18 protein-coding genes are annotated in these 19,567 nt (G+C 55.8%); 3 read left to right on the forward strand and 15 right to left on the reverse strand.

Going from position 1 to position 19,567, the window contains the following annotated elements; genetic code table 11:
• Positions 1–29 precede the first annotated feature (29 nt).
• The 9 genes from ACWPW2_RS17400 to ACWPW2_RS17440 all read right to left on the reverse strand — a co-directional run bounded on the left by ACWPW2_RS17400 (position 30) and on the right by ACWPW2_RS17440 (position 5,765).
• Complete coding sequence (locus ACWPW2_RS17400; protein ID WP_023480714.1) at positions 30–422, reverse strand: DoxX family protein; 393 nt, start codon at positions 420–422, stop codon at positions 30–32.
• Positions 423–634: 212 nt separating this feature from the next.
• Positions 635–925 (reverse strand): YqjK-like family protein, encoded by a 291-nt coding sequence (locus ACWPW2_RS17405; protein WP_042715463.1) that lies wholly within the window; start codon positions 923–925, stop codon positions 635–637.
• Entirely contained in the window at positions 922–1,320 is a 399-nt protein-coding gene (locus tag ACWPW2_RS17410) for a phage holin family protein (protein ID WP_034813644.1), read from the reverse strand. Before ACWPW2_RS17410 ends, ACWPW2_RS17405 begins: the two co-directional genes overlap by 4 nt.
• A gap of 1 nt (position 1,321) precedes the next feature.
• Positions 1,322–1,624, reverse strand: coding sequence for a DUF883 family protein (locus tag ACWPW2_RS17415; RefSeq protein ID WP_023480772.1), 303 nt, complete (start codon positions 1,622–1,624; stop codon positions 1,322–1,324).
• 38 nt (positions 1,625–1,662) lie between these two features.
• Positions 1,663–2,031: a DUF1090 domain-containing protein gene (locus tag ACWPW2_RS17420; RefSeq protein ID WP_270221562.1), complete on the reverse strand. Its 369-nt coding sequence runs from the start codon at positions 2,029–2,031 to the stop codon at positions 1,663–1,665.
• A 145-nt stretch (positions 2,032–2,176) separates the two neighbouring features.
• Positions 2,177–2,563: an EnvZ/OmpR regulon moderator MzrA gene (gene mzrA / locus ACWPW2_RS17425; protein ID WP_023480845.1), complete on the reverse strand. Its 387-nt coding sequence runs from the start codon at positions 2,561–2,563 to the stop codon at positions 2,177–2,179.
• A gap of 6 nt (positions 2,564–2,569) precedes the next feature.
• Positions 2,570–3,232 (reverse strand): DedA family general envelope maintenance protein YqjA, encoded by a 663-nt coding sequence (gene yqjA / locus ACWPW2_RS17430; protein WP_023481014.1) that lies wholly within the window; start codon positions 3,230–3,232, stop codon positions 2,570–2,572.
• 333 nt (positions 3,233–3,565) lie between these two features.
• On the reverse strand, positions 3,566–4,342 hold the full coding sequence (gene exuR / locus ACWPW2_RS17435; protein ID WP_023480820.1) for a transcriptional regulator ExuR: 777 nt from the start codon (positions 4,340–4,342) through the stop codon (positions 3,566–3,568).
• A gap of 121 nt (positions 4,343–4,463) precedes the next feature.
• The gene (locus tag ACWPW2_RS17440; protein WP_279794592.1) at positions 4,464–5,765 is read right to left on the reverse strand and encodes an MFS transporter; all 1,302 of its coding nucleotides are present in this window, start codon (positions 5,763–5,765) and stop codon (positions 4,464–4,466) included.
• A gap of 466 nt (positions 5,766–6,231) precedes the next feature.
• Between ACWPW2_RS17440 and uxaC the strand changes: the two genes are divergently transcribed.
• On the forward strand, positions 6,232–7,644 hold the full coding sequence (gene uxaC, locus ACWPW2_RS17445) for a glucuronate isomerase (RefSeq protein WP_454124375.1): 1,413 nt from the start codon (positions 6,232–6,234) through the stop codon (positions 7,642–7,644).
• 17 nt (positions 7,645–7,661) lie between these two features.
• A complete protein-coding gene (locus tag ACWPW2_RS17450; protein WP_454124377.1) occupies positions 7,662–9,149 on the forward strand; it encodes a UxaA family hydrolase in 1,488 nt (495 codons plus the stop codon).
• 73 nt (positions 9,150–9,222) lie between these two features.
• Here ACWPW2_RS17450 and sstT read toward each other — a convergent pair whose 3' ends face one another.
• From sstT to ACWPW2_RS17470, 4 genes are all read right to left on the reverse strand, one after another.
• Positions 9,223–10,467, reverse strand: a complete 1,245-nt coding sequence (gene sstT / locus ACWPW2_RS17455; RefSeq protein ID WP_454124379.1) for a serine/threonine transporter SstT — start codon at positions 10,465–10,467, stop codon at positions 9,223–9,225.
• A 240-nt stretch (positions 10,468–10,707) separates the two neighbouring features.
• Positions 10,708–11,673, reverse strand: a complete 966-nt coding sequence (locus ACWPW2_RS17460; protein WP_454124381.1) for a TerC family protein — start codon at positions 11,671–11,673, stop codon at positions 10,708–10,710.
• 240 nt (positions 11,674–11,913) lie between these two features.
• Positions 11,914–12,912 carry a Gfo/Idh/MocA family protein gene (locus tag ACWPW2_RS17465; RefSeq protein ID WP_312118976.1) on the reverse strand — a complete coding sequence of 333 codons (999 nt, stop codon included), beginning with the start codon at positions 12,910–12,912 and terminating at the stop codon, positions 11,914–11,916.
• Between the two features lie 82 nt (positions 12,913–12,994).
• Positions 12,995–13,486 carry a M48 metallopeptidase family protein gene (locus ACWPW2_RS17470; RefSeq protein WP_023480715.1) on the reverse strand — a complete coding sequence of 164 codons (492 nt, stop codon included), beginning with the start codon at positions 13,484–13,486 and terminating at the stop codon, positions 12,995–12,997.
• A gap of 70 nt (positions 13,487–13,556) precedes the next feature.
• On the opposite strand from ACWPW2_RS17470, the gene rlmG reads away from it, so the two are divergent.
• Positions 13,557–14,687, forward strand: a complete 1,131-nt coding sequence (rlmG, locus tag ACWPW2_RS17475; protein WP_454124383.1) for a 23S rRNA (guanine(1835)-N(2))-methyltransferase RlmG — start codon at positions 13,557–13,559, stop codon at positions 14,685–14,687.
• A gap of 682 nt (positions 14,688–15,369) precedes the next feature.
• On the opposite strand, the gene ACWPW2_RS17480 is transcribed toward rlmG, so the two are convergent.
• Both ACWPW2_RS17480 and ygjG read right to left on the reverse strand, forming a co-directional pair.
• Positions 15,370–17,391: an oxidoreductase gene (locus ACWPW2_RS17480; protein ID WP_454124385.1), complete on the reverse strand. Its 2,022-nt coding sequence runs from the start codon at positions 17,389–17,391 to the stop codon at positions 15,370–15,372.
• Positions 17,392–17,766: 375 nt separating this feature from the next.
• A complete protein-coding gene (gene ygjG, locus ACWPW2_RS17485) occupies positions 17,767–19,146 on the reverse strand; it encodes a putrescine aminotransferase (protein WP_454124387.1) in 1,380 nt (459 codons plus the stop codon).
• Positions 19,147–19,567 lie beyond the last annotated feature (421 nt).

Consider the following 19,567-nt stretch of genomic DNA (forward strand, 5'->3'; position numbering starts at 1 on the left):
CTTTGGTGTATTCAGTCAGTATAGAGCGCTTACCACTTTTTATTCAGTACGCGGTCAATGCTGAACGCGCCCGGACCGGTGATGCCCAGCAGCAGGTAGCCGCCAGCGATGGTCAGGTTTTTCATGAACATAATGGAGTTCGCGCCTTCCGCAAAGTTGTTGTGGAAGATAAACGCCGTCAGCAGCGTAAAGCCAGCGGTGAACAGCGCCGTGGTGCGGGTCAGGAAGCCGAACAGAATAGCCAGACCGCCGCCAAACTCAAGCAGGATGGTCAGTGGCAGGAAGAAGCCCGGTACGCCCATCGATTCCATATATTGCTGAGTGCCTGCATAGCCAGTGATTTTGCCCCAGCCCGCAACGATAAACAGGATCGGCATCAGAATACGAGCAACCAGGAAACCAACATCTTCTAATTTTTTCATCTTTCTCTCCAGGAACCGCATAGGCGCTATGCAGTAAAAATTGTGTAAGAAACGGCGTGTGCCGTGGGCTTGCAGTTGATGGGGAGGATAGTAATCGCGGAGTGAATATATTGTTAGCTAGGAAAACTGTCGAAATCTTTCAAAAAAATTGCCTAAGCAGAAAAGCAAACGGGCGATCCCAGGATCGCCCGTGTTAGCAAGCAAGTGACGCTTTAGCGCTGCGCATTAACGGTGGATTTCACCAGCCGCCACATGCTCCAGGCACCGAAACCGCGTCTGGCCCAGCGCACCAGCATATTAGGATGGCGAACGCTCCAGATAGCCATTGCGCTACTGCCTACCAGCGCCCATGAGCGCAGGCTTAACAGCGTGTTCCAGCCGCGATCGTAAGCGCCGGTGGCTTCAAGCCAGTCCCGGCGCCCGGCGGTAAGATCCAGACGTTGCTGCTGGATCATGCTGAGCAATTGCGCTTTACGCTTCAGACGTTCGGCTTTGCTGCTCACGATTTATCGTCCTCCAGCAAGGCGCGATCGTTCGACAACTCCTGGCGTGTGTGACGCAGCAGTGTCGAGGCCCGCGCTTTACGCAGTGTCGAAATGCCGCCTATCAGCGCCAGCACCAGTAACACTACGGTGGTTGCAATCATCACATTCAAGCGATATTGCGGATCGACGGCCCAAATAATTAGCACCATCAGACTCATCAGGCCAAATGCGGCGAAAAGCATGGTCAGCCCCACCATAAGGAGCAGCTGGAATAAGTTGGCTTTCTCTTCTTCAAGCTCAACAACCGCCAGCCGCAGGCGGGTCTCAACCATTTCAACCAGAATGGTCAGCATACGCTGACCAATCCCGAGCGCGCTTTTGCCAGGCCCTTGCGCGTATCGTGAATCCGCCATATCAGCGACGCGACATCAGAACGCCTAACACCACGCCGATTGCGGCGCCGATGCCAACGCTGGCCCACGGATTGTCACGCACGTACTCATCGGTACGGGCAGCGGCTTCGCGGGTCTGGCGAGCAATAACATCGCCGGTATCGCCCAGGCGGTCGCGGCTGTTACGCAGCGCTTTTTCCGCTTTGGTACGCAGCTTGCTCAGCTCTTCTTTCGATTTTTCACCAGAATTACCCAGCACTTCTTCCAGGGTGTCCGCCAGCGATTTCAACTCAGCGCGCAGATGGTCAGCATTATCTTTCGACATAATTCTCTCCAGGTGAGTGTGTGGTCATTTCCATTTAATCAGTAGTCACGCGCTTCAAGAGATTTCAGCTCCTGCTGAGCCTCTTTCAGCTTGTGCTCCCGCTTGTGTATCTTGTCCGCATCGCCTTTCTCTTTCGCTTCGCTCAGGTCACGACGGCGCTCGGCAATCTCTTCTTTCTGTTCAGCGATTTTCTTCTGATGCGCAGCGCGCAGCTTCTCATCAGAACAGTTGGCGCGAACTTCACGCAGGGCTTTATTCAACCCGTCAATACGGCTCTGATTGTTATGCTTTTCGGCATAGCTGATTTCGCGTTGGATCTCATGCTCCTTTTCCTGACACGGGGAAGCAGCATGGGAAAGAGCGCTAACGGAAAAAAGAGCCAGCGCCATAGCGATGCGGTTTTTCATAATCGATAACCTTCCGTTGTTAGCTGGCGAAACAGGGTACGCCAGCATCCAGTTACGTAATGTGAACCCTGGTCCCGTTACTCAAGCATAGTTAAGTAACGGCTAAACACCAAAGTTAGTGAAAAGATTCAGAATCCTGGAGAGATTATCCGAATCGATGCGTGCTGTTGCGCAGGCGGTTAAGCCACGCAGAAGTTTGGGTGTCGGCGTCATCCTGAGCGGCAATGACATACCCCTGGGGGAGAGTGCGATCCAGTACGGCCTTGGCGGCGGCGCTCTGCTCGCTGGAGTCGAATTTAATCAGCAGGGTGTCATCCTGCGGGGTGATGCTTTTAAAGTGAATGCCGTTGGCGTCGAGATGATGCCAGATGGAGAATCCATCCGGCACGGTAATATTTTGCGTCAGCGGGCGGATCGCAAGCGTCGACTCGCGATTTTGCACCGCCGTCCAGGCGAGAAACAGCACGCAAAAGAGCGCCGCAGCAGTGAGGCTTGTAAATACCCAGCGCAGAAAAGGCGCACGCAGTTCCATTGTCTTTTAACTCCGATTGCTATGTTTTTTCTTCCACAACACCACCAGCGAGCCAACCAGGCCAATCACCAGCAGCACCACCGGAAGCAGCATCAAACAGGACATCAGCGCATCTTCATACTTTTTAAACACCGGCGTGATGCCCAACAGGTAACCCAGCGTTGTCAGGATCAGCACCCACAGCAGGCCGCTCATCCAGTTGAAAAATTGAAAACGCGTATTGCTCAGACCAGAGAGTCCGGCAATAGTTGGCAATAACGTGCGAACAAATGCGATAAAGCGCCCAACTAACAGCGCCGACAGCCCATGTTTATGGAATAGATGGTGCGCGCGCTGATGATAGTGGGCCGGAAGATGAGAGAGCCATTTCTGCACCAGCCGCGTGTTGCCAAGCCAGCGCCCCTGAATGTAGCTCAGCCAGCAGCCGGTACTCGCGGCGACGGTAAGCAGCAGCAGGGTTTGCGGATAGCCCAGCGCACCTTTGGCAATCAATACGCCAACCAGCACCAGCAGGCTATCACCGGGCAGAAACGCCGCCGGCAGCAAACCGTTTTCCAGAAATAAAATGACAAATAAAACGAAATAGAGCATGCCGATCATGCCAGGCTGCGACAGCGTCTCAAAATCCTGGCTCCAAAGGGCATGAAGTAACTGGCTTAAAAGTTCCATTCGGTGTTCCTGGTACATCGGTTTACGTCACGTCTGCTACGTACGAAACAGCACGGCGATACGTTCTCATACATTATGGTCGCTCGTGGCACATCCGGTGCAGGGGTCATCCTGGTGAGGCGCTGTGAGCAAGCGCTGACTCACACAGAAGCGAAATGCATCCAATTGTAACAAAGGCTGAGGTAATGCGTCAGTCAGAAAAGCGCTCAGAAGTGATTTTGCCGGGGGAAGGCGGAAAGAGGCGAGGGTATTTACACACGCTGACACTCTATACTTTTCACTTACCCAAAATTCTTACAGGCGCAGTGTAAGTATGCGCCTGCAGAGGATTTTTTATTTCGTGCCGTTAGCGGCCGCATCGAGATGAACGACCGGGTTGTCGGCGAAGAGATAGCGGTCGGCGTTGAACTCAAAGTCGTCGCTGGTTTCGTTAAACAGCATCTGTTTGGTGTTTTCAAGATGCTGCCACATCGCCAGTTTCGCGCCGTGGGGATCTTTACGGATCAGCGCTTTCAGGATCTGGTCGTGATCGTCGCACCAGTTATCAACAGTGCGCAGGTCAATATGGTCGTGGAGTTTTTTCCAGTAGGGGTTGTGCACGCGCTGCGTCCACATTTTTTCAACGATAGCGGCCAGGGCCGTATTCTGCGTTGCCAGCGCCACCTGTACGTGGAACTGCAAATCCCATTCGGAGTCGCGAAAGCACTTCTCTTTGCGGGCTTTATCCTGAATCTCCATCAGCTTCATGATGTCTTGCTTCGTCACCTGCGTAGCAGCGAACTCCGCGATATTGCTCTCAATCAGCTGGCGCGCCTGCAGCAGCTCAAAAGGACCGTAGCTGGCGAACTCAAGATTCTCATCCGGCGCTTGTGTATGGCGCGCCTGGTTGGAGATGACATGAATGCCGGAGCCTTTACGCACTTCGACATACCCTTCCACCTCGAGCATGATGATCGCTTCACGCACCACGGTCCGGCTGACGCTCTTCTCATCGGCGATAAAGCGTTCGGCGGGCAGCTTCTCTCCCACAAGATAAACGCCTTGCTCAATCCGGCTTTTAAGCTCGGCGGCAAGTTGCTGGTAGAGACGTCGTGGTTCGGAGATTTCCATACAGGCTCCAGAGGAGAGGGCAATAATAGGATTTGTTATACCACTTTTAGCGCCTTCTCACCATTGTCAATAACGAAAAAGCCGCCCTCAGGCGGCTTTAAATAGTTTTAAAAAAGCGGGGCTAACTTTGTGCGGCGGGCGAGCCGACAGCCTGCTCTTTTGCTACCTCTTCGGCAGATTTGTTTTTCAGCACCGTCCAGATGAGCACTGCACCCATCAGGTCAAACAGCGCCAGTACTGCGAACAGCGGGCTAAAGCCGATGGTATCCGCCAGCGCGCCCACTACCAGAGCGAACATGGTGCTTGCCATCCACGCTGCCATCCCGGTCAGGCCGTTGGCAGTTGCCACTTCGTTACGACCAAAGACATCGGAAGAGAGCGTAATCAGTGCGCCGGAGAGAGACTGGTGCGCAAAGCCACCGATACAGAGCAGGCCAATCGCCACATACGGGCTGGTGAAGAGACCAATCATGCCTGGGCCAATCATCAGCAGCGCGCCCATGGTGACCACCATTTTACGCGACACAATCAGGTTCACGCCGAAGATGCGCTGGAACAGCGGCGGCAGATAACCACCCACGATACAACCGAGATCCGCGAACAGCATCGGCATCCAGGCAAACATCGCAATCTCTTTCAGGTTAAAGCCATACACTTTGAACATGAACAGCGGGATCCAGGCGTTAAAGGTACCCCATGCTGGCTCAGCCAGAAAACGCGGTAGCGCGATACCCCAGAACTGGCGGGTGCCCAGGATCTGGCGAACAGACATTTTCTTGCCGTTGTTGGTCTGATGCTGTGCTTCCTGGCCGCCAATGATGTATTCACGCTCCTCTTCGCTCAATTTTTTCTGATCGCGCGGGTGCTTATAGAAGATGAGCCAGGCCATCGCCCAGATAAAGCTCAGTACGCCGGAGATAATGAACGCCATCTCCCAGCTGTGCATAACGATCGCCCATACCACCAGCGGTGGTGCAATCATCGCACCAATTGATGAACCGACGTTGAAGTAGCCGACGGCGATGGAGCGCTCTTTTGCCGGGAACCATTCAGAAGCCGCTTTCAGGCCCGCCGGGATCATCGCCGCTTCAGCTGCGCCCACCGCGCCGCGTGCCAGTGCCAGACCGCCCCAGCTGCCAGCCAGTGCGGTCGCGCCGCAGAAGATGGCCCAGGTAATTGCGAAGAAGGCGTAACCAACTTTGGTACCGAGAACGTCGAGGACGTAGCCCGCAACCGGCTGCATGATGGTGTAGGCCGCGGAATAGGCCGCGATGATATACGAATATTGCTGAGTCGAAATGTGCAACTCTTCCATCAACGTGGGAGCGGCTGCCGCTATGGTGTTACGTGTCAGGTAGCCAAGCACGGTGCCGACCGTCACCAGCGCTATCATGTACCAACGTAATCCTTTGATTTTACGCATGTAAACCTCATCGTTATGTTATTACCGCTTGCGCGGACACCCTTCGCTCGCATCGGAGGGTGGAAACGGGAGGGCGTAACCGGAAAGAGGTTCCGCTACGGCCCAAGCCTGCCATCAGTAAACGTTCTGTTTGTAAGTCGGCGTCCGTACCGTTAATTCCGATTAACGTTTTATCGGGAATGCATTCCGTCGGGTTATCAATTCGACGGCAGCAAGATAACTTGTCATACAACTTGAAAAGGTGAGTGACATCACAAAAGCGTTTTTCTTTGTGTGGTCTTTAACTCAGGCGTGGAGAGCCAGATTTGGCGCGGCCTGGCGGGGGATTTAACGAATTAGCGTGTCAGTTTTTGTCTGCTTTTATTGATCCAACTCACGAAAATACCTTCGGTCTATAGAAATTGGTGTGATAACTTTGACAGCATTAAGGTAGACATCAGACGCACTCGTTGAGAGGAAGACGATAATGACCCCGTTTATGACCGAAGATTTCCTGCTAGATACCGAATTTGCCCGCCGTCTGTACCACGACTACGCCAAAGACCAGCCGGTTTTCGACTACCACTGCCACCTGCCGCCGCAGCAGATCGCGGAAGATTACCGTTTCAAAAACTTGTATGACATCTGGTTGAAAGGTGACCACTACAAGTGGCGCGCGATGCGCACTAACGGCGTGCCGGAGCGTCTCTGTACCGGCGATGCGTCGGATCGTGAGAAGTTTGACGCCTGGGCGGCGACCGTACCACACACCATTGGCAACCCGTTATACCACTGGACACATCTTGAGCTGCGCCGCCCGTTTGGTATTACAGGTAAGCTGCTGTCACCCGCGACGGCTGATGAGATCTGGGAGCGCGGTAACGCACTGCTGGCGCAGGATAGCTTCTCCGCGCGCGGCATCATGCAGCAGATGAACGTCAAAATGGTCGGCACCACCGATGATCCGATTGACTCCCTGGAGCACCACGCGGCAATTGCTAAAGAGACGGCTTTCAGCACCAAAGTGCTACCGAGCTGGCGTCCGGATAAAGCCTTCAATATTGAACAGGCGACCTTTAACGACTACATGGCGAAACTGGGTGAAGTCTCTGATACCGAGATCCGCCGCTTTACCGATCTGCAAACCGCGCTGACTAAACGCCTCGATCACTTTGCCGCACATGGCTGTAAAGTCTCTGACCACGCGCTGGACGTGGTGCTGTTTGCCGAAGCCTCTGAATCAGAGCTCGACGCCATTCTGGCGCGTCGCCTGGCGGGTGAAACCCTGAGCGAAAAAGAGGTGGCGCAGTTTAAAACCGCTGTGCTGGTGTGGCTCGGCGCGGAGTATGCCCGTCGCGAATGGGTGCAGCAGTACCACATCGGCGCGCTGCGTAATAACAACCAGCGTCAGTTCAAACTGCTCGGCCCGGATGTCGGCTTCGACTCCATTAACGACCGTCCGCTGGCGGAAGAGCTCTCTAAACTGCTGAGCAAGCAGAATGAAGATAACCTGCTGCCGAAAACCATCCTTTACTGCCTGAACCCGCGCGATAACGAAGTGCTGGGTACGATGATCGGTAACTTCCAGGGCGAAGGCATGCCGGGCAAAATGCAGTTCGGTTCCGGCTGGTGGTTTAACGATCAGAAAGATGGCATGGAGCGTCAGATGACCCAGCTTGCACAGCTTGGCCTGCTGAGCCGCTTTGTCGGCATGCTGACCGACAGCCGCAGCTTCCTCTCCTACACCCGTCATGAATATTTCCGCCGCATCCTCTGCCAGATGATTGGCCGCTGGGTGGAAGCGGGCGAAGCTCCGGCTGACATTCAGCTGCTGGGTGAAATGGTGAAAAACATCTGCTTTAACAATGCGCGTGATTACTTCGCGATTGAACTGAACTAGGGCCGTTTGAGGTTGATATGCAATACATCAAGATCCATTCGCTGGATAACGTCGCAGTAGCGCTGGCCGATCTTGCTGAAGGCGCGGAAGTCGTTATCGACAACCAGACCGTACAGCTGCGCCAGGCCGTATCGCGCGGGCATAAGTTTGCGCTGCACGCCATTAAGCAGGGCGAAAATATTGTCAAATATGGTCTGCCGATTGGTCATGCGACGTCAGATATCGCGTCGGGCGAGTATATCCATTCCCACAATGCGCGGACGAACCTCAGCGATCTGGACGAGTATAGCTATCAACCTGATTTTCAGGATGAGGGCAGCCAGGCGGGCGATCGTGACGTGCAGATCTACCGCCGGGCGAACGGGGAAGTTGGGATCCGTAATGAGTTGTGGATCCTGCCGACGGTCGGCTGCGTCAATGGCATCGCCCGTCAGATCCAGAACCGCTTCCTGAAAGAGACCCACGACGCCGAAGATATCGACGGCGTTTACCTCTTCAGCCACACCTACGGCTGTTCGCAACTGGGCGATGACCACATCAACACGCGCACCATGCTGCAAAATATGGTGCGTCATCCAAATGCGGGCGCGGTGCTGGTGATCGGCCTTGGGTGTGAAAACAACCAGGTTGACGCTTTCCGCCAGACGCTGGGCGAATTTGATGCTGAACGCGTCCACTTTATGGTCTGCCAACACCAGGACGACGAAGTGGAGGCGGGGCTTGAGCATCTGCACGCGCTCTATGAGGCGATGCGTAACGATAAGCGCGAGCCGGGTAAACTGAGCGAGCTGAAGTTTGGCCTCGAGTGCGGTGGCTCTGACGGGCTTTCCGGTATTACCGCCAACCCAATGCTGGGCCGTTTCTCTGATTATGTGATTGGCAACGGCGGCACCACGGTGCTGACCGAAGTGCCGGAGATGTTTGGCGCTGAGCGCATTCTGATGAGCCATTGCCGCGACGAAAGTACCTTTGAGAAGACCGTGACCATGGTTAACGACTTCAAACAGTACTTTATTGCCCACAATCAGCCGATCTATGAGAACCCGTCGCCGGGCAACAAAGCGGGCGGCATCACTACGCTTGAAGAGAAGTCGCTGGGCTGTACGCAGAAAGCGGGTGCCAGCCAGGTGGTTGATGTGCTGCGCTACGGCGAGCGTCTGCAAACTCACGGCCTCAACCTGCTGAGCGCACCGGGCAACGATGCGGTCGCGACCAGCGCGTTAGCCGGTGCCGGCTGCCATATGGTGCTGTTCAGCACCGGTCGCGGGACGCCCTACGGCGGTTTTGTGCCGACGGTGAAAATTGCCACCAACAGTGAGCTGGCAGCCAAAAAGAAACACTGGATCGATTTTGATGCGGGTCAGTTGATCCACGGCAAAGCAATGCCGCAGCTATTGGAGGAGTTTGTTGATGTGATTGTAGAGATCGCCAACGGCAAGCAGACCTGCAATGAGAAAAATGATTTCCGTGAGTTAGCCATCTTCAAAAGTGGTGTAACTTTATAAATCGCACTGAGAAGTGCAGTAAGCAAAGCGGCGCTACCCTGACAGCGCCGCTTTTTTTTGGCTTCTCCACTGGTCAGCTACGTAGCGCGTTCTTTACCAGCCGCTCATCTTCCGCCTGACACACCGCAGCGGTAAACAGCACATCGGTTGAGGAGTTGAGTGCGGTTTCGCAGGAGTCCTGCAACACGCCGATGATAAAGCCGACCGCCACCACCTGCATGGCAACATCATTAGAGATACCAAACATGTTGCAGGCCAGCGGGATGAGTAGCAGCGAGCCGCCTGCCACGCCGGATGCGCCGCAGGCACAGAGCGAAGCCACCACGCTCAGCAGCAGCGCCGTCGGCAGATCGACAGTAATGCCGAGCGTATGCACCGCCGCCAGCGCCAGCACGGTAATGGTGATCGCCGCGCCCGCCATATTAATCGTCGCCCCAAGCGGAATGGAGACTGAGTAGGTGTCGCGATCGAGATTGAGCTTTTCACACAGCGTCATATTGACCGGGATGTTCGCCGCCGAGCTGCGGGTGAAAAAGGCCGTTACGCCGCTTTCGCGCAGGCAGGTAAAGACCAGCGGGTAGGGGTTGCGGCGGATCTTCCAGTAAACCAGCAGCGGGTTAATGACCAGCGCGACAAACGCCATGCAGCCCACCAGCACCACCAGCAGTTGCGCATAGCCTAACAGCGCACCAAAACCAGAGGTGGCAAGGGTCGAGGAGACGAGACCGAAAATGCCAATCGGCGCAAAACGGATCACGATCCGCACCATAAAGGTGACGGCACCCGACATATCCTGCACCATCTTTTTCGTCGTCTCGCTGCTGTGACGCAGGGCAAAACCCAGCCCGACGGCCCACACCAGAATGCCGATATAGTTTGCTTCCATAATTGCCGTTACCGGGTTGGCGATCATGCTGGTCAGCAAGCCGCGCAGAACCTCAATTATGCCGGAAGGCGGCGTAATATCGCTGGCACCGGGCGCAAGCTGCAGCGTGGAAGGGAAGAGAAAGCTAACCAGCACGGCGGTCAGCGCGGCAGAGAAGGTGCCGAGAAGATAAAGAAAAAGTACCGGGCGAAGGTGGGTGCGCTGGCCTTGCTGGTGCCCGGCAATGGACGCCATCACCAGCATCAGTACCAGCACCGGCGCAACGGCTTTCAATGCGCTGACAAATAGCGTACCGAGAATACCGGTAGCGATAGCGGCGGGCGTTGAGATCCACGCCAGTAAAATCCCCAGAACGAGGCCAAGAAGAATTTGTTTCACCAGGCTGCCATCAACGAAACGTTGCAGCAACCCTGACGAGCGGTGCGTTGTCATGCCATTTTCCTTTCGTGTTGTGGAATCACATCCCGCGGCCCTTTTAAACAGAGATTTGTCAGGATGTAACAATTGTTTGCTGAAAGGAGTATATGAACTCTGTGAGAACAGGGAAGAGAGAGATTTCTACTTTTACGCTCTGGCGCGTCTTTTTCATTTTTGCTGTCGGCATTTTGTGACCAGCACGACAGGGCGCGATGAATCGCCGCTCACCAGGGTGGCAGAGCGGCGATTTACGGCTTACGCGCGGTTTTTCTTGTCGTTCTGGTAGTTAACCCAGCTATTAATCAGCAGCGTCAGCACCAGAATACCGCCCACCACGCCAAGGGAGATGGCAATCGGGATATGGAAGAAATCGACAATCAGCATCTTGATACCGATAAACACCAGGATCATCGACAGGCCATATTTGAGCATTGAGAAGCGCTCCGCTACGCCCGCCAGCAGGAAGTACATCGCGCGCAGCCCGAGAATGGCAAACAGGTTAGAGGTGAGGACGATAAAGGGATCGGTGGTGACGGCGAAGATCGCCGGGATGCTGTCGACGGCAAAGATCACATCGCTCAGCTCCACCAGAATCAGCACCAGCAGCAGCGGCGTGGCATACAGCAGACCGTTTTTGCGCACAAAGAAGTGTTCACTTTCGATGCTGTCGGTCATGCGCAGATGGCTACGTAGCCAGCGCACCACCGGTTTATCGCCGATGCCCTTCTCATCCTCTTTCGCCAGCGCCATCTTCACGCCGGTAAAGAGCAGGAAGGCACCGAAAACGTAGAGCAGCCATGAGAACTGGGTAATCAGCCAGCTTCCGGCGAAGATCATGATGGTACGCAGCACAATCGCCCCGAGCACGCCGTAGATCAGTACCCGGCGTTGCAGTGCCGCAGGGACGGCAAAGTAGCTGAACAGCATCAGCCAGACGAAGACGTTGTCCACCGCCAGCGCTTTTTCAATCAGATAACCGGTTAAGAACGCCAGCGCCTGGGTATCTGCGACCGCGCGCCCTTCGGTTTGCGTCAGATACCACCAGAAGGCGGCATTAAACAGCAGCGACAGGCTAACCCACACCACTGACCAAACGGCCGCCTGCTTCATGGTCATCGTATGCGCGCCGCGACGCCCCTGAAGCAGAAGGTCGATCGCCAGCATAACCACCACGGCAACGGCAAAAACGCCCCATAACATCGGTGTGCCAACACTATTCATCACCAGATCCTCACGCAAACAAAAACGGCCAACGTCAGAAGACGTTAGCCGCTTGCCTGGTGCAGGGGGATCTCGCCTTCCGGCAAGGTCTCACTTACGTCGATCACGACGCCCGGCGACCGGGTGCTTAACGCACCGTAATGACGGCCCACCGGCGAAGAAGTTACTCCCCTTTGCTGGTAACAAATTATGTCAACACATTGAGCTGGTCAATGTGTCGCCAGCGCTTCTTACGAAGCTTTACGCAGGGAGTTGGGTGCTGAGATCATCGGCCGGGAAGACGACACCGGTCTGGCGGCGGATCTCCGTTAGCAATTTTGCCGTAATACGGCTGATCGCAAGCCCCGGATGATTGACCTCATTCTCCTCCACCAGCCGCGCGAAGGTTTCGGCTTCATACAGCATGGTGTTGATATGCTGGGGCTGGGTCAGCTCCTGCGCTTTGCCGCCGCGCGGGATAAAGGAGAGCTTCTGGCATTCGGAAATCTTTTCAATCACCAGTGAGCCCGCTTCGCCCTGAATCTCACTCGCCAGCACCGAATCGCTCACTTTCGAGTGTTGCAGCGTGACGCTGAAGTCGCCGTAATTCATCACCACCACGCCGTGCGCGTCGACGCCGCTTGAAAGCAGGCTCGCTGAAGCCTGCACGCTGTGCGGTTCGCCCCATAGCGCCACCGCTGAGGCGAGGCAGTAAAAGCCGATATCCATAATCGACCCGTTAGAGAACGCGGGGTTGAAGGTGTTGGGGTTTTCGCCGTCGAGAAAACGCTGATAGCGTGACGAGTACTGACAGTAGTTAATAAAGGCTTTGCGCAGCTTGCCCGCTTTCGCCAGCGACTGCTTCAGCGCCAGGAAGTTTGGCAGGCTGGCAGTTTTGAAGGCTTCAAACAGCACCACCTGATTTTCACGGGCGCAGGCGATGGCGGCTTCTACTTCACGCAGGTTTGAGGCCAGCGGCTTTTCGCAGATCACATGCTTTTTATGGCTGAGAAACAGCTGCGTCTGGGAAAAGTGGAGGGAGTTGGGGCTGGCAATATAGACCGCGTCAATCGCATCGCTCTGCGCCATCTCCTCAAGTGAGGTAAAGAGATGCTCGACAGGGTAGTCGGTGGCGAAGGTTTGCGCCTGTTCAAGGCTGCGGGAATAGACGGCGGTGAGTCTGTATTTGCCCGTTTCATGGGCGGCATCGACAAACTGGCGCGAGATCCAGTTCGTCCCTATGACAGCGAAACGTATCATAAAGGCGCTACTTCTCCGTTAAAGGGTTCCGCTGTCACTCTATCACGTCAACATGACAAAACCAGTGCGCTGGCGCGCATGCTTAGCGTAAGGCGAGATGGGTCAACCACAGCCTGGTATCGAACTCGAGCTGGTGGTACTGCGGCTCCATATGACAGCAGAGCTGGTAAAAAGCTTTGTTGTGCTCTTTCTCGCGCAGGTGCGCCAGTTCATGCACCACAATCATGCGCAGAAAAGCTTCCGGCGCATCGCGGAAAACGGTGGCGACGCGGATCTCCGCTTTCGCTTTCAGCTTGCCGCCCTGCACGCGGGAAATGGCGGTGTGCAGGCCAAGGGCATTATTGAGCACGTGAATTTTGCTGTCATACATCACTTTATTGACCGGCGCGGCGTTACGCAGAAACTGGTTTTTCATCTCTTGCGTATAGTGATAGAGCGCTTTATCGGTGGTGACGCCGTGGCTGTCGGGGTAGCGTTTTGCCAGCACCTCGCCCAGACGGTTCTGCTCAATCAGCGTATGTACCTGCGCCAGCAGGGATTCAGGATAGCCCTGAAGATAGGTGAGGGTCTTCATGGTGAAATGTGTTTACATCCTTACGTAATTGAGCGATAAAACGCGCGAATTTTAGCATTGCGGAGGGTCGATGAGCCAGGTTGAGTTAAACGGACAGTCATTCACTTTAGACAGATTCCCTGTCGGCGTGGAAGAGGCGTCGCTACAGGCGTGGGATGCAGCGGATGAATATCTTCTGCAACAGGTGGATGCGGTCGATGGCCCGGTTCTGATCTTCAATGACAGCTTCGGCGCGCTGGCCTGCGCGCTGGCGGCCCATCAGCCGGTGTCGGTTAACGACTCCTTTATTGCCGAGCTGGCAACGCAGCATAACCTGCGCATTAACGATCTCGATGAAGAGGCGGTCACCTTTCAGGACTGCCTCAGCCCGCTGCCGGCCAATCCGGCTTTAGTGCTGATTAAAATACCAAAACAGCTGGCGCTGCTTGAGCAGCAGCTGCGCGCTCTGCGTGACGTGGTTACGCCGCAGACGCGGATTATCGCTGGCGCGAAAACCCGCGATATTCACAATTCAACGATGGCGCTGTTTGAAAAGATCCTCGGCCCGACCACCACGACGCTGGCATGGCGCAAAGCGCGCCTGATCAACTGCACCTTTAACGCTCCCGCGCCTGTTGAAACCTCGCTGCTGGCAAGCTGGACGCTGGATGGTACGCCCTGGACCATTCATAACCATGCGAATGTTTTTTCCCGCAGCGGGCTGGATATTGGCGCACGCTTTTTCCTACAACATCTGCCGGAAAATGTTGAAGGCGAGATGGTCGATCTCGGCTGCGGCAATGGCGTGATTGGCCTGCAGCTGCTGGCGAATAACCCGCAGGCGCAGGTGCTGTTTGTTGATGAGTCGGCCATGGCGGTCGCTTCTTCGCGTCTCAACGTGGAGAGCAACCTGCCGGAGGATATGGAGCGCTGCGAGTTTATGATCAACAACGCGCTCTCCGGCATTGAGCCGGATCGCTTTGCGGCGGTGCTCTGTAACCCGCCGTTCCATCAGCAGAGCGCCATCACCGATCATATTGCCTGGCAGATGTTTAACGATGCGCGCCGCTGCCTGAAGTATGGCGGTGAATTACGTATTGTCGGCAATCGCCATCTCGACTATTTCCGCAAGCTGAAACGCGTGTTCGGCAACTGCGAAACCGTAGCGACCAACAATAAGTTCGTGATCCTCAAATCGGTTAAAGTGCGCAAGAAGCGCTAAACGCAGCGCCATCAAACCTTTGCCGGATGGCGGCTTACGCCTTATCCGGCCTACAACGTCTCAAACACGTAGGCCTGATAAGCGCAGCGCCATCAGGCGCTCTGCCGGATGGCGGCTCACGCCTTATCCGGCCTACAAGTCTCAAACTCCGTAGGCCTGATAAGCGTAGCGCCATCAGGCGCTTTGCCGGATGGCGGCTCACGCCTTATCCGGCCTACAACGTCTCAAACTCCACAGGCCTGATAAGCGCAGCGCCATCAGGCGCTCTGCCGGAGGGCGGCTTGCGCCTTATCCGGCCTACAAATTCTCGAACCCTGTAGGCCTGATAAGCGCAGCGCCATCAGGCATTGTTGCCGGATAGCGGCTTACGCCTTATCCGGCCTACAACATCTCAAACACGTAGGCCTGATAAGCGCAGCGCCATCAGGCGCTCTGCCGGATGGCGGCTCACGCCTTATCCGGTCTACAACTTCTCAAACACGTAGGCCTGATAAGCGCAGCGCCATCAGGCATTGTTGCCGGATGGCGGCTCACGCCTTATCTTGTCGACAACGTCTCAAATACGTAGGCCTGATAAGCGCAGCGCCATCAGGCATTTTGCCGGATGGCGGCTCACGCCTTATCCGGCCCACAACTTCTCAAACGCGTAGGCCTGATAAGCGCAGCGCCATCAGGCATTTTGTTAAATGGTTAACGCCAGTTGCGTGCCCTGGGCTATCGCCCGGCGGGCATCCAGCTCCATCGCCACATCGCAGCCGCCAATCAAATGCACCGGTTTACCGGCTTCGCGCAGCGGTTCGGCCAGCTCGCGTCGCGGCTCCTGGCCTGCACAAATCACCACATTATCCACCGCCAGCACCTGCGGCTCGCCGCCGACCAGAATATGTAAACCCTCATTGTCGATCTTCTGGTAACTCACCGCCGGGATCATCTTCACCCCACGCGACAGCAGCGTGGCGCGGTGGATCCAGCCGGTGGTTTTCCCCAGCCCGTCGCCTGGCTTGCTGGCTTTGCGTTGCAGCATCACAATCTGCCGCGGGCTTTTCGGCAACTGCGGCCCTTCCGGACGCAGGCCGCCGACCTCATTCAGGCTGGTATCAATGCCCCACTCAACGCAGAATTCAGCGATATTCTGGCTGGTGGACTCCCCCGGCTGGCTTAAATAGACCGCGGTATCAAAGCCGATCCCGCCGCAGCCGACGATCGCCACGCGCTCGCCGACCGGCGCTTTATCGCGCAGCACCTCAAGATAGTTCAGCACTTTCGGATGATCGATGCCGTCAATAAACGGCATGCGCGGCTCAATGCCGCAGGCGAGGATCACCTCATCAAACAGCGTTAGCATGCCGGGATCGACGCGCTGATTGAGGCAGAGCGCGACGCCGGTTTTGTCGATCATCCGCCGGTAGTAACGCAAGGTTTCATAAAACTCCTCTTTACCGGGGATCTGTTTGGCGACGTTAAACTGCCCGCCGATCTCTGCCTGCGCATCAAACAGCGTTACGCTATGCCCGCGCGCAGCGGCATTCACCGCAAAAGCCAGCCCGGCGGGGCCTGCGCCAACCACCGCGAGGTTTTTCTTCTGCTCTGCCGGGTAGATCGGCATCAGCGTTTCATGGCAGGCGCGCGGGTTGACCAGGCAGGAGGTGACTTTGCCGTAGAAGATCTGATCCAGACACGCCTGGTTGCAGCCAATGCAGGTGTTGATCTCCTCTTCCCGGCCGCTCTGCGCTTTGCTTAGCAGCTCCGCATCAGCGAGGAAAGGGCGCGCCATCGACACCATATCCGCATCGTCACGGGCAAGGATCGCTTCGGCCACCTGCGGATCGTTAATGCGGTTGGTGGTGATTAGCGGGACGTTGACTTTGCCTTTCAGCTTGCGCGTCACCCAGCTAAACGCCCCGCGCGGCACCGGTGTGGCAATGGTTGGGATCCGCGCTTCATGCCAGCCGATCCCGGTATTGATAAGCGTGACGCCTGCCGCTTCAACGGCCTGCGCCAGCGCGATGGTTTCATCCAGCGTGCCGCCGCCCTCCACCAGATCGAGCACCGACAGGCGATAGATCAGGATAAAGTTTTCCCCGACGCGCTCGCGGATCGCCCGCACCACCTCGAGGGGAAAACGCATCCGGCGCGCGTAATCACCGCCCCATTCATCTTCGCGCTGGTTGGTGCGCGCGGCGAGAAACTGGTTAATCAGATAGCCTTCTGAGCCCATCACCTCGACACCGTCGTAACCGGCCTGTTGTGCCAAGTGCGCGCAGCGGGCGAAATCCTCAATCAAGCTTAGAATTTCATCATGGCTTAGTTCGTGAGGTTTGAAGCGATTGATCGGTGCCTGAATGGCGGAAGGGGCGACCAGGTTGGGCTGAAAACTGTAGCGCCCGGTATGCAGGATCTGCAGTGCGATTTTGCCCCCCTCCTGATGCACCGCATCGGTAATGTGCCGATGGTGCGGCAGTTGGCTGATATCGTTCAGCACCGCGGCACCCTCCATTGTCACGCCGGAAAGAGCGGGGGAGATGCCGCCCGTGACAATCAGCGCCACACCATGACGAGCGCGCTCGGCATAGAAGGCCGCCAGCCGCTCTGCGCCGTCCGGGCGCTCCTCCAGACCGGTGTGCATCGACCCCATTAGCACACGGTTTTTAAGCTGGGTAAAACCCAGATCCAGCGGGGCGAACAGCGACGGGTAGTGGCTCATGCTCTCTTCCAATGTAAAATTATTGTTATGTGGTCGGATGAGTTCTACTGTAGCCGTCGCGACAACAGAAGGGAAAAGCGGGAGCGAATGATTGTGATGGGATTCAAAAAAGTGCGGGCAGAGGAAATGCCGGATGGCGGCTGACGCCTTATCCGGCCTACGGGGAGTGCGGTTTGTCGGTGCGGTAAGGGAAGCGCCATCGGGCAAGAATGCCGGATGGCGGCTACGCCTTATCCGGCCTACGGTGAGTGCAGTTTGTCGGTGCGGTAAGCGAAGCGCCATCGGGCAAAAGGCCGGATGGCGGCTGACGCCTTATCCGGCCTACGGTGAGTGCAGTTTGTAGGCCCGATAAGCGAAGCGCCATCGGGCAGAGTGTTACACCGGCTCCACTGAAACGCGCAGCGCGGACAACGCTTCGCCTGCGGCGCGCAGCACCTGCTCGCACTGTTCAATGGTGAGCGTCAGCGGCGGCTCAATACGAATGGTTTTCGCATTATTGAGCGTACCGGCCACCAGCACGCGCTGGCGGAACATCTGGCTGGCAAAGTTGTACCCCGTCTCGTTATTCACAAACTCAAGCGCCATTAGCATGCCGCGCCCGCGCACATCCTGTACCAGATCGGGATACTCACGCGCCAGTGCACGGAAGCCATCCAGCAGCATGTCGCCTTTCTGCTCCGCCTGCGCCGGCAGGTTCTCTTCCAGCAGCACATTAATGGTTGCCAGCGCCGCCGCACAGGCCAGCGGATTACCGCCGAAAGTAGTGGTGTGCAGGAACGGGTTATCAAACAGCACCGAGAAGACCTCTTCGGTGGCGATGGTCGCGCCAATCGGCATCACGCCGCCGCCAAGGGCTTTGGCTAAACACATAATGTCCGGCTGCACGTTTTCATGCTCGCAGGCGAACATCTTGCCGGTGCGCCCCATACCGGTTTGTACTTCATCAAAGATGAGCAGCGCGCCAAACTCATCACACAGCTTACGCACCGCAGGCAGGTAGCCCGGCGGAGGCAGGATCACGCCGCCTTCACCCTGAATCGGCTCGAGGATCACCGCCGCAACGTCATCCCCGGTTCTCTGCCCTTCGCTGAGGGCCGTGCGCATGGCATCGATATCGCCAAACGGCACATGGTGGAAGCCCGGCAGCAGCGGCATAAAGGGTTTACGGAAGGTCGACTTCGCCGTCGCCGAGAGCGAACCAAGGGATTTACCGTGGAACGCGCCGCTGGTGGCGATAAAGGAGAATTTCCCGCGCGGAGATTGATAGGCTTTCGCCAGTTTCAGCGCCGCTTCGACGGACTCCGTGCCGCTGTTGCTAAAGAAGCTGTATTTGAGTTTGCCGGGCGCGAGCGCCGCCAGCGTTTTTGCCAGCATCGCCCGTAGCGGGTCGAGAAGCTCCTGGCTGTGCAGAGGTTGTTTGGCGAGTTGGTTCTGTACGGCGGAAACGACAACTGGATTACGGTGCCCCACATTGAAAATACCAAATCCACCCAGGCAATCTAAAAACTCCACTCCCTGGGTGTCGACAAGCGTATTCAGACTGCCTGCTTGCCACTCTACGGCTCCGTAATCCCCGCCGGCAGTTACAGATTTTCGATACTCTAAAAACCCCGGGTTAACATGCTCTTTAAAGTAATCCACCACCTCTCGGTTTAAAGCTTTCATCTCCTCATGATCAAGCGTTCGCTTCTCAATGAGATTCAGGGCGTGAGCGCTGCACGCTAAAGCGGATGCGCTGGAAGGTAACCTGTTCAAAATAAGCTCCAGGAGTCGCGTATCACATGATACTGATTAAAGTATTGCAGGGATTACGCCACTTCGGCGGCGGGCAGAGAAATCGGGATAAACGCCAGGTGAAAGCCAAATCGTACAAGATTTAATCATGCCGCCTGGGCAAAAAATAGGTTACAGCATTGTTAAAAGAGGCATCGCAAGAGAGTGAAAAAGCCCTTTGCGCCAAAAAAGTGCGTCGAGTGCATGAAAATGGGGCATAACCGGTAAGCTTAACTAAGTGTTTTCAAGCTGAAACTATTAAAATCAATATCTTAACAAACCTATCAAAATCAGGGTTTTCTGCCGATTTGCGATCTAAATCAAATTTAACAACTAAAGATAAATTCATTATCGCCGAAATAACATTCGCAATAATTTTTTCACGGCAATATAACCTGCACAG

Source organism: Kosakonia sp. Marseille-Q7440 (assembly GCF_965119485.1).

Coding starts and splice junctions, on each gene's coding strand:
- ACWPW2_RS17465 (WP_312118976.1), bottom strand. CDS start 12,912: ATGATACGTTTCGCTGTCATAGGGACGAACTGGATCTCGCGCCAGTTT.
- ACWPW2_RS17410 (WP_034813644.1), bottom strand. CDS start 1,320: ATGGCGGATTCACGATACGCGCAAGGGCCTGGCAAAAGCGCGCTCGGG.
- ACWPW2_RS17400 (WP_023480714.1), bottom strand. CDS start 422: ATGAAAAAATTAGAAGATGTTGGTTTCCTGGTTGCTCGTATTCTGATG.
- ACWPW2_RS17480 (WP_454124385.1), bottom strand. CDS start 17,391: ATGAGCCACTACCCGTCGCTGTTCGCCCCGCTGGATCTGGGTTTTACC.
- exuR (WP_023480820.1), bottom strand. CDS start 4,342: ATGGAAATCTCCGAACCACGACGTCTCTACCAGCAACTTGCCGCCGAG.
- sstT (WP_454124379.1), bottom strand. CDS start 10,467: ATGACAACGCACCGCTCGTCAGGGTTGCTGCAACGTTTCGTTGATGGC.
- ACWPW2_RS17415 (WP_023480772.1), bottom strand. CDS start 1,624: ATGTCGAAAGATAATGCTGACCATCTGCGCGCTGAGTTGAAATCGCTG.
- uxaC (WP_454124375.1), top strand. CDS start 6,232: ATGACCCCGTTTATGACCGAAGATTTCCTGCTAGATACCGAATTTGCC.
- rlmG (WP_454124383.1), top strand. CDS start 13,557: ATGAGCCAGGTTGAGTTAAACGGACAGTCATTCACTTTAGACAGATTC.
- mzrA (WP_023480845.1), bottom strand. CDS start 2,563: ATGGAACTGCGTGCGCCTTTTCTGCGCTGGGTATTTACAAGCCTCACT.
- yqjA (WP_023481014.1), bottom strand. CDS start 3,232: ATGGAACTTTTAAGCCAGTTACTTCATGCCCTTTGGAGCCAGGATTTT.
- ACWPW2_RS17460 (WP_454124381.1), bottom strand. CDS start 11,673: ATGAATAGTGTTGGCACACCGATGTTATGGGGCGTTTTTGCCGTTGCC.
- ACWPW2_RS17440 (WP_279794592.1), bottom strand. CDS start 5,765: ATGCGTAAAATCAAAGGATTACGTTGGTACATGATAGCGCTGGTGACG.
- ACWPW2_RS17450 (WP_454124377.1), top strand. CDS start 7,662: ATGCAATACATCAAGATCCATTCGCTGGATAACGTCGCAGTAGCGCTG.
- ACWPW2_RS17470 (WP_023480715.1), bottom strand. CDS start 13,486: ATGAAGACCCTCACCTATCTTCAGGGCTATCCTGAATCCCTGCTGGCG.
- ACWPW2_RS17420 (WP_270221562.1), bottom strand. CDS start 2,031: ATGAAAAACCGCATCGCTATGGCGCTGGCTCTTTTTTCCGTTAGCGCT.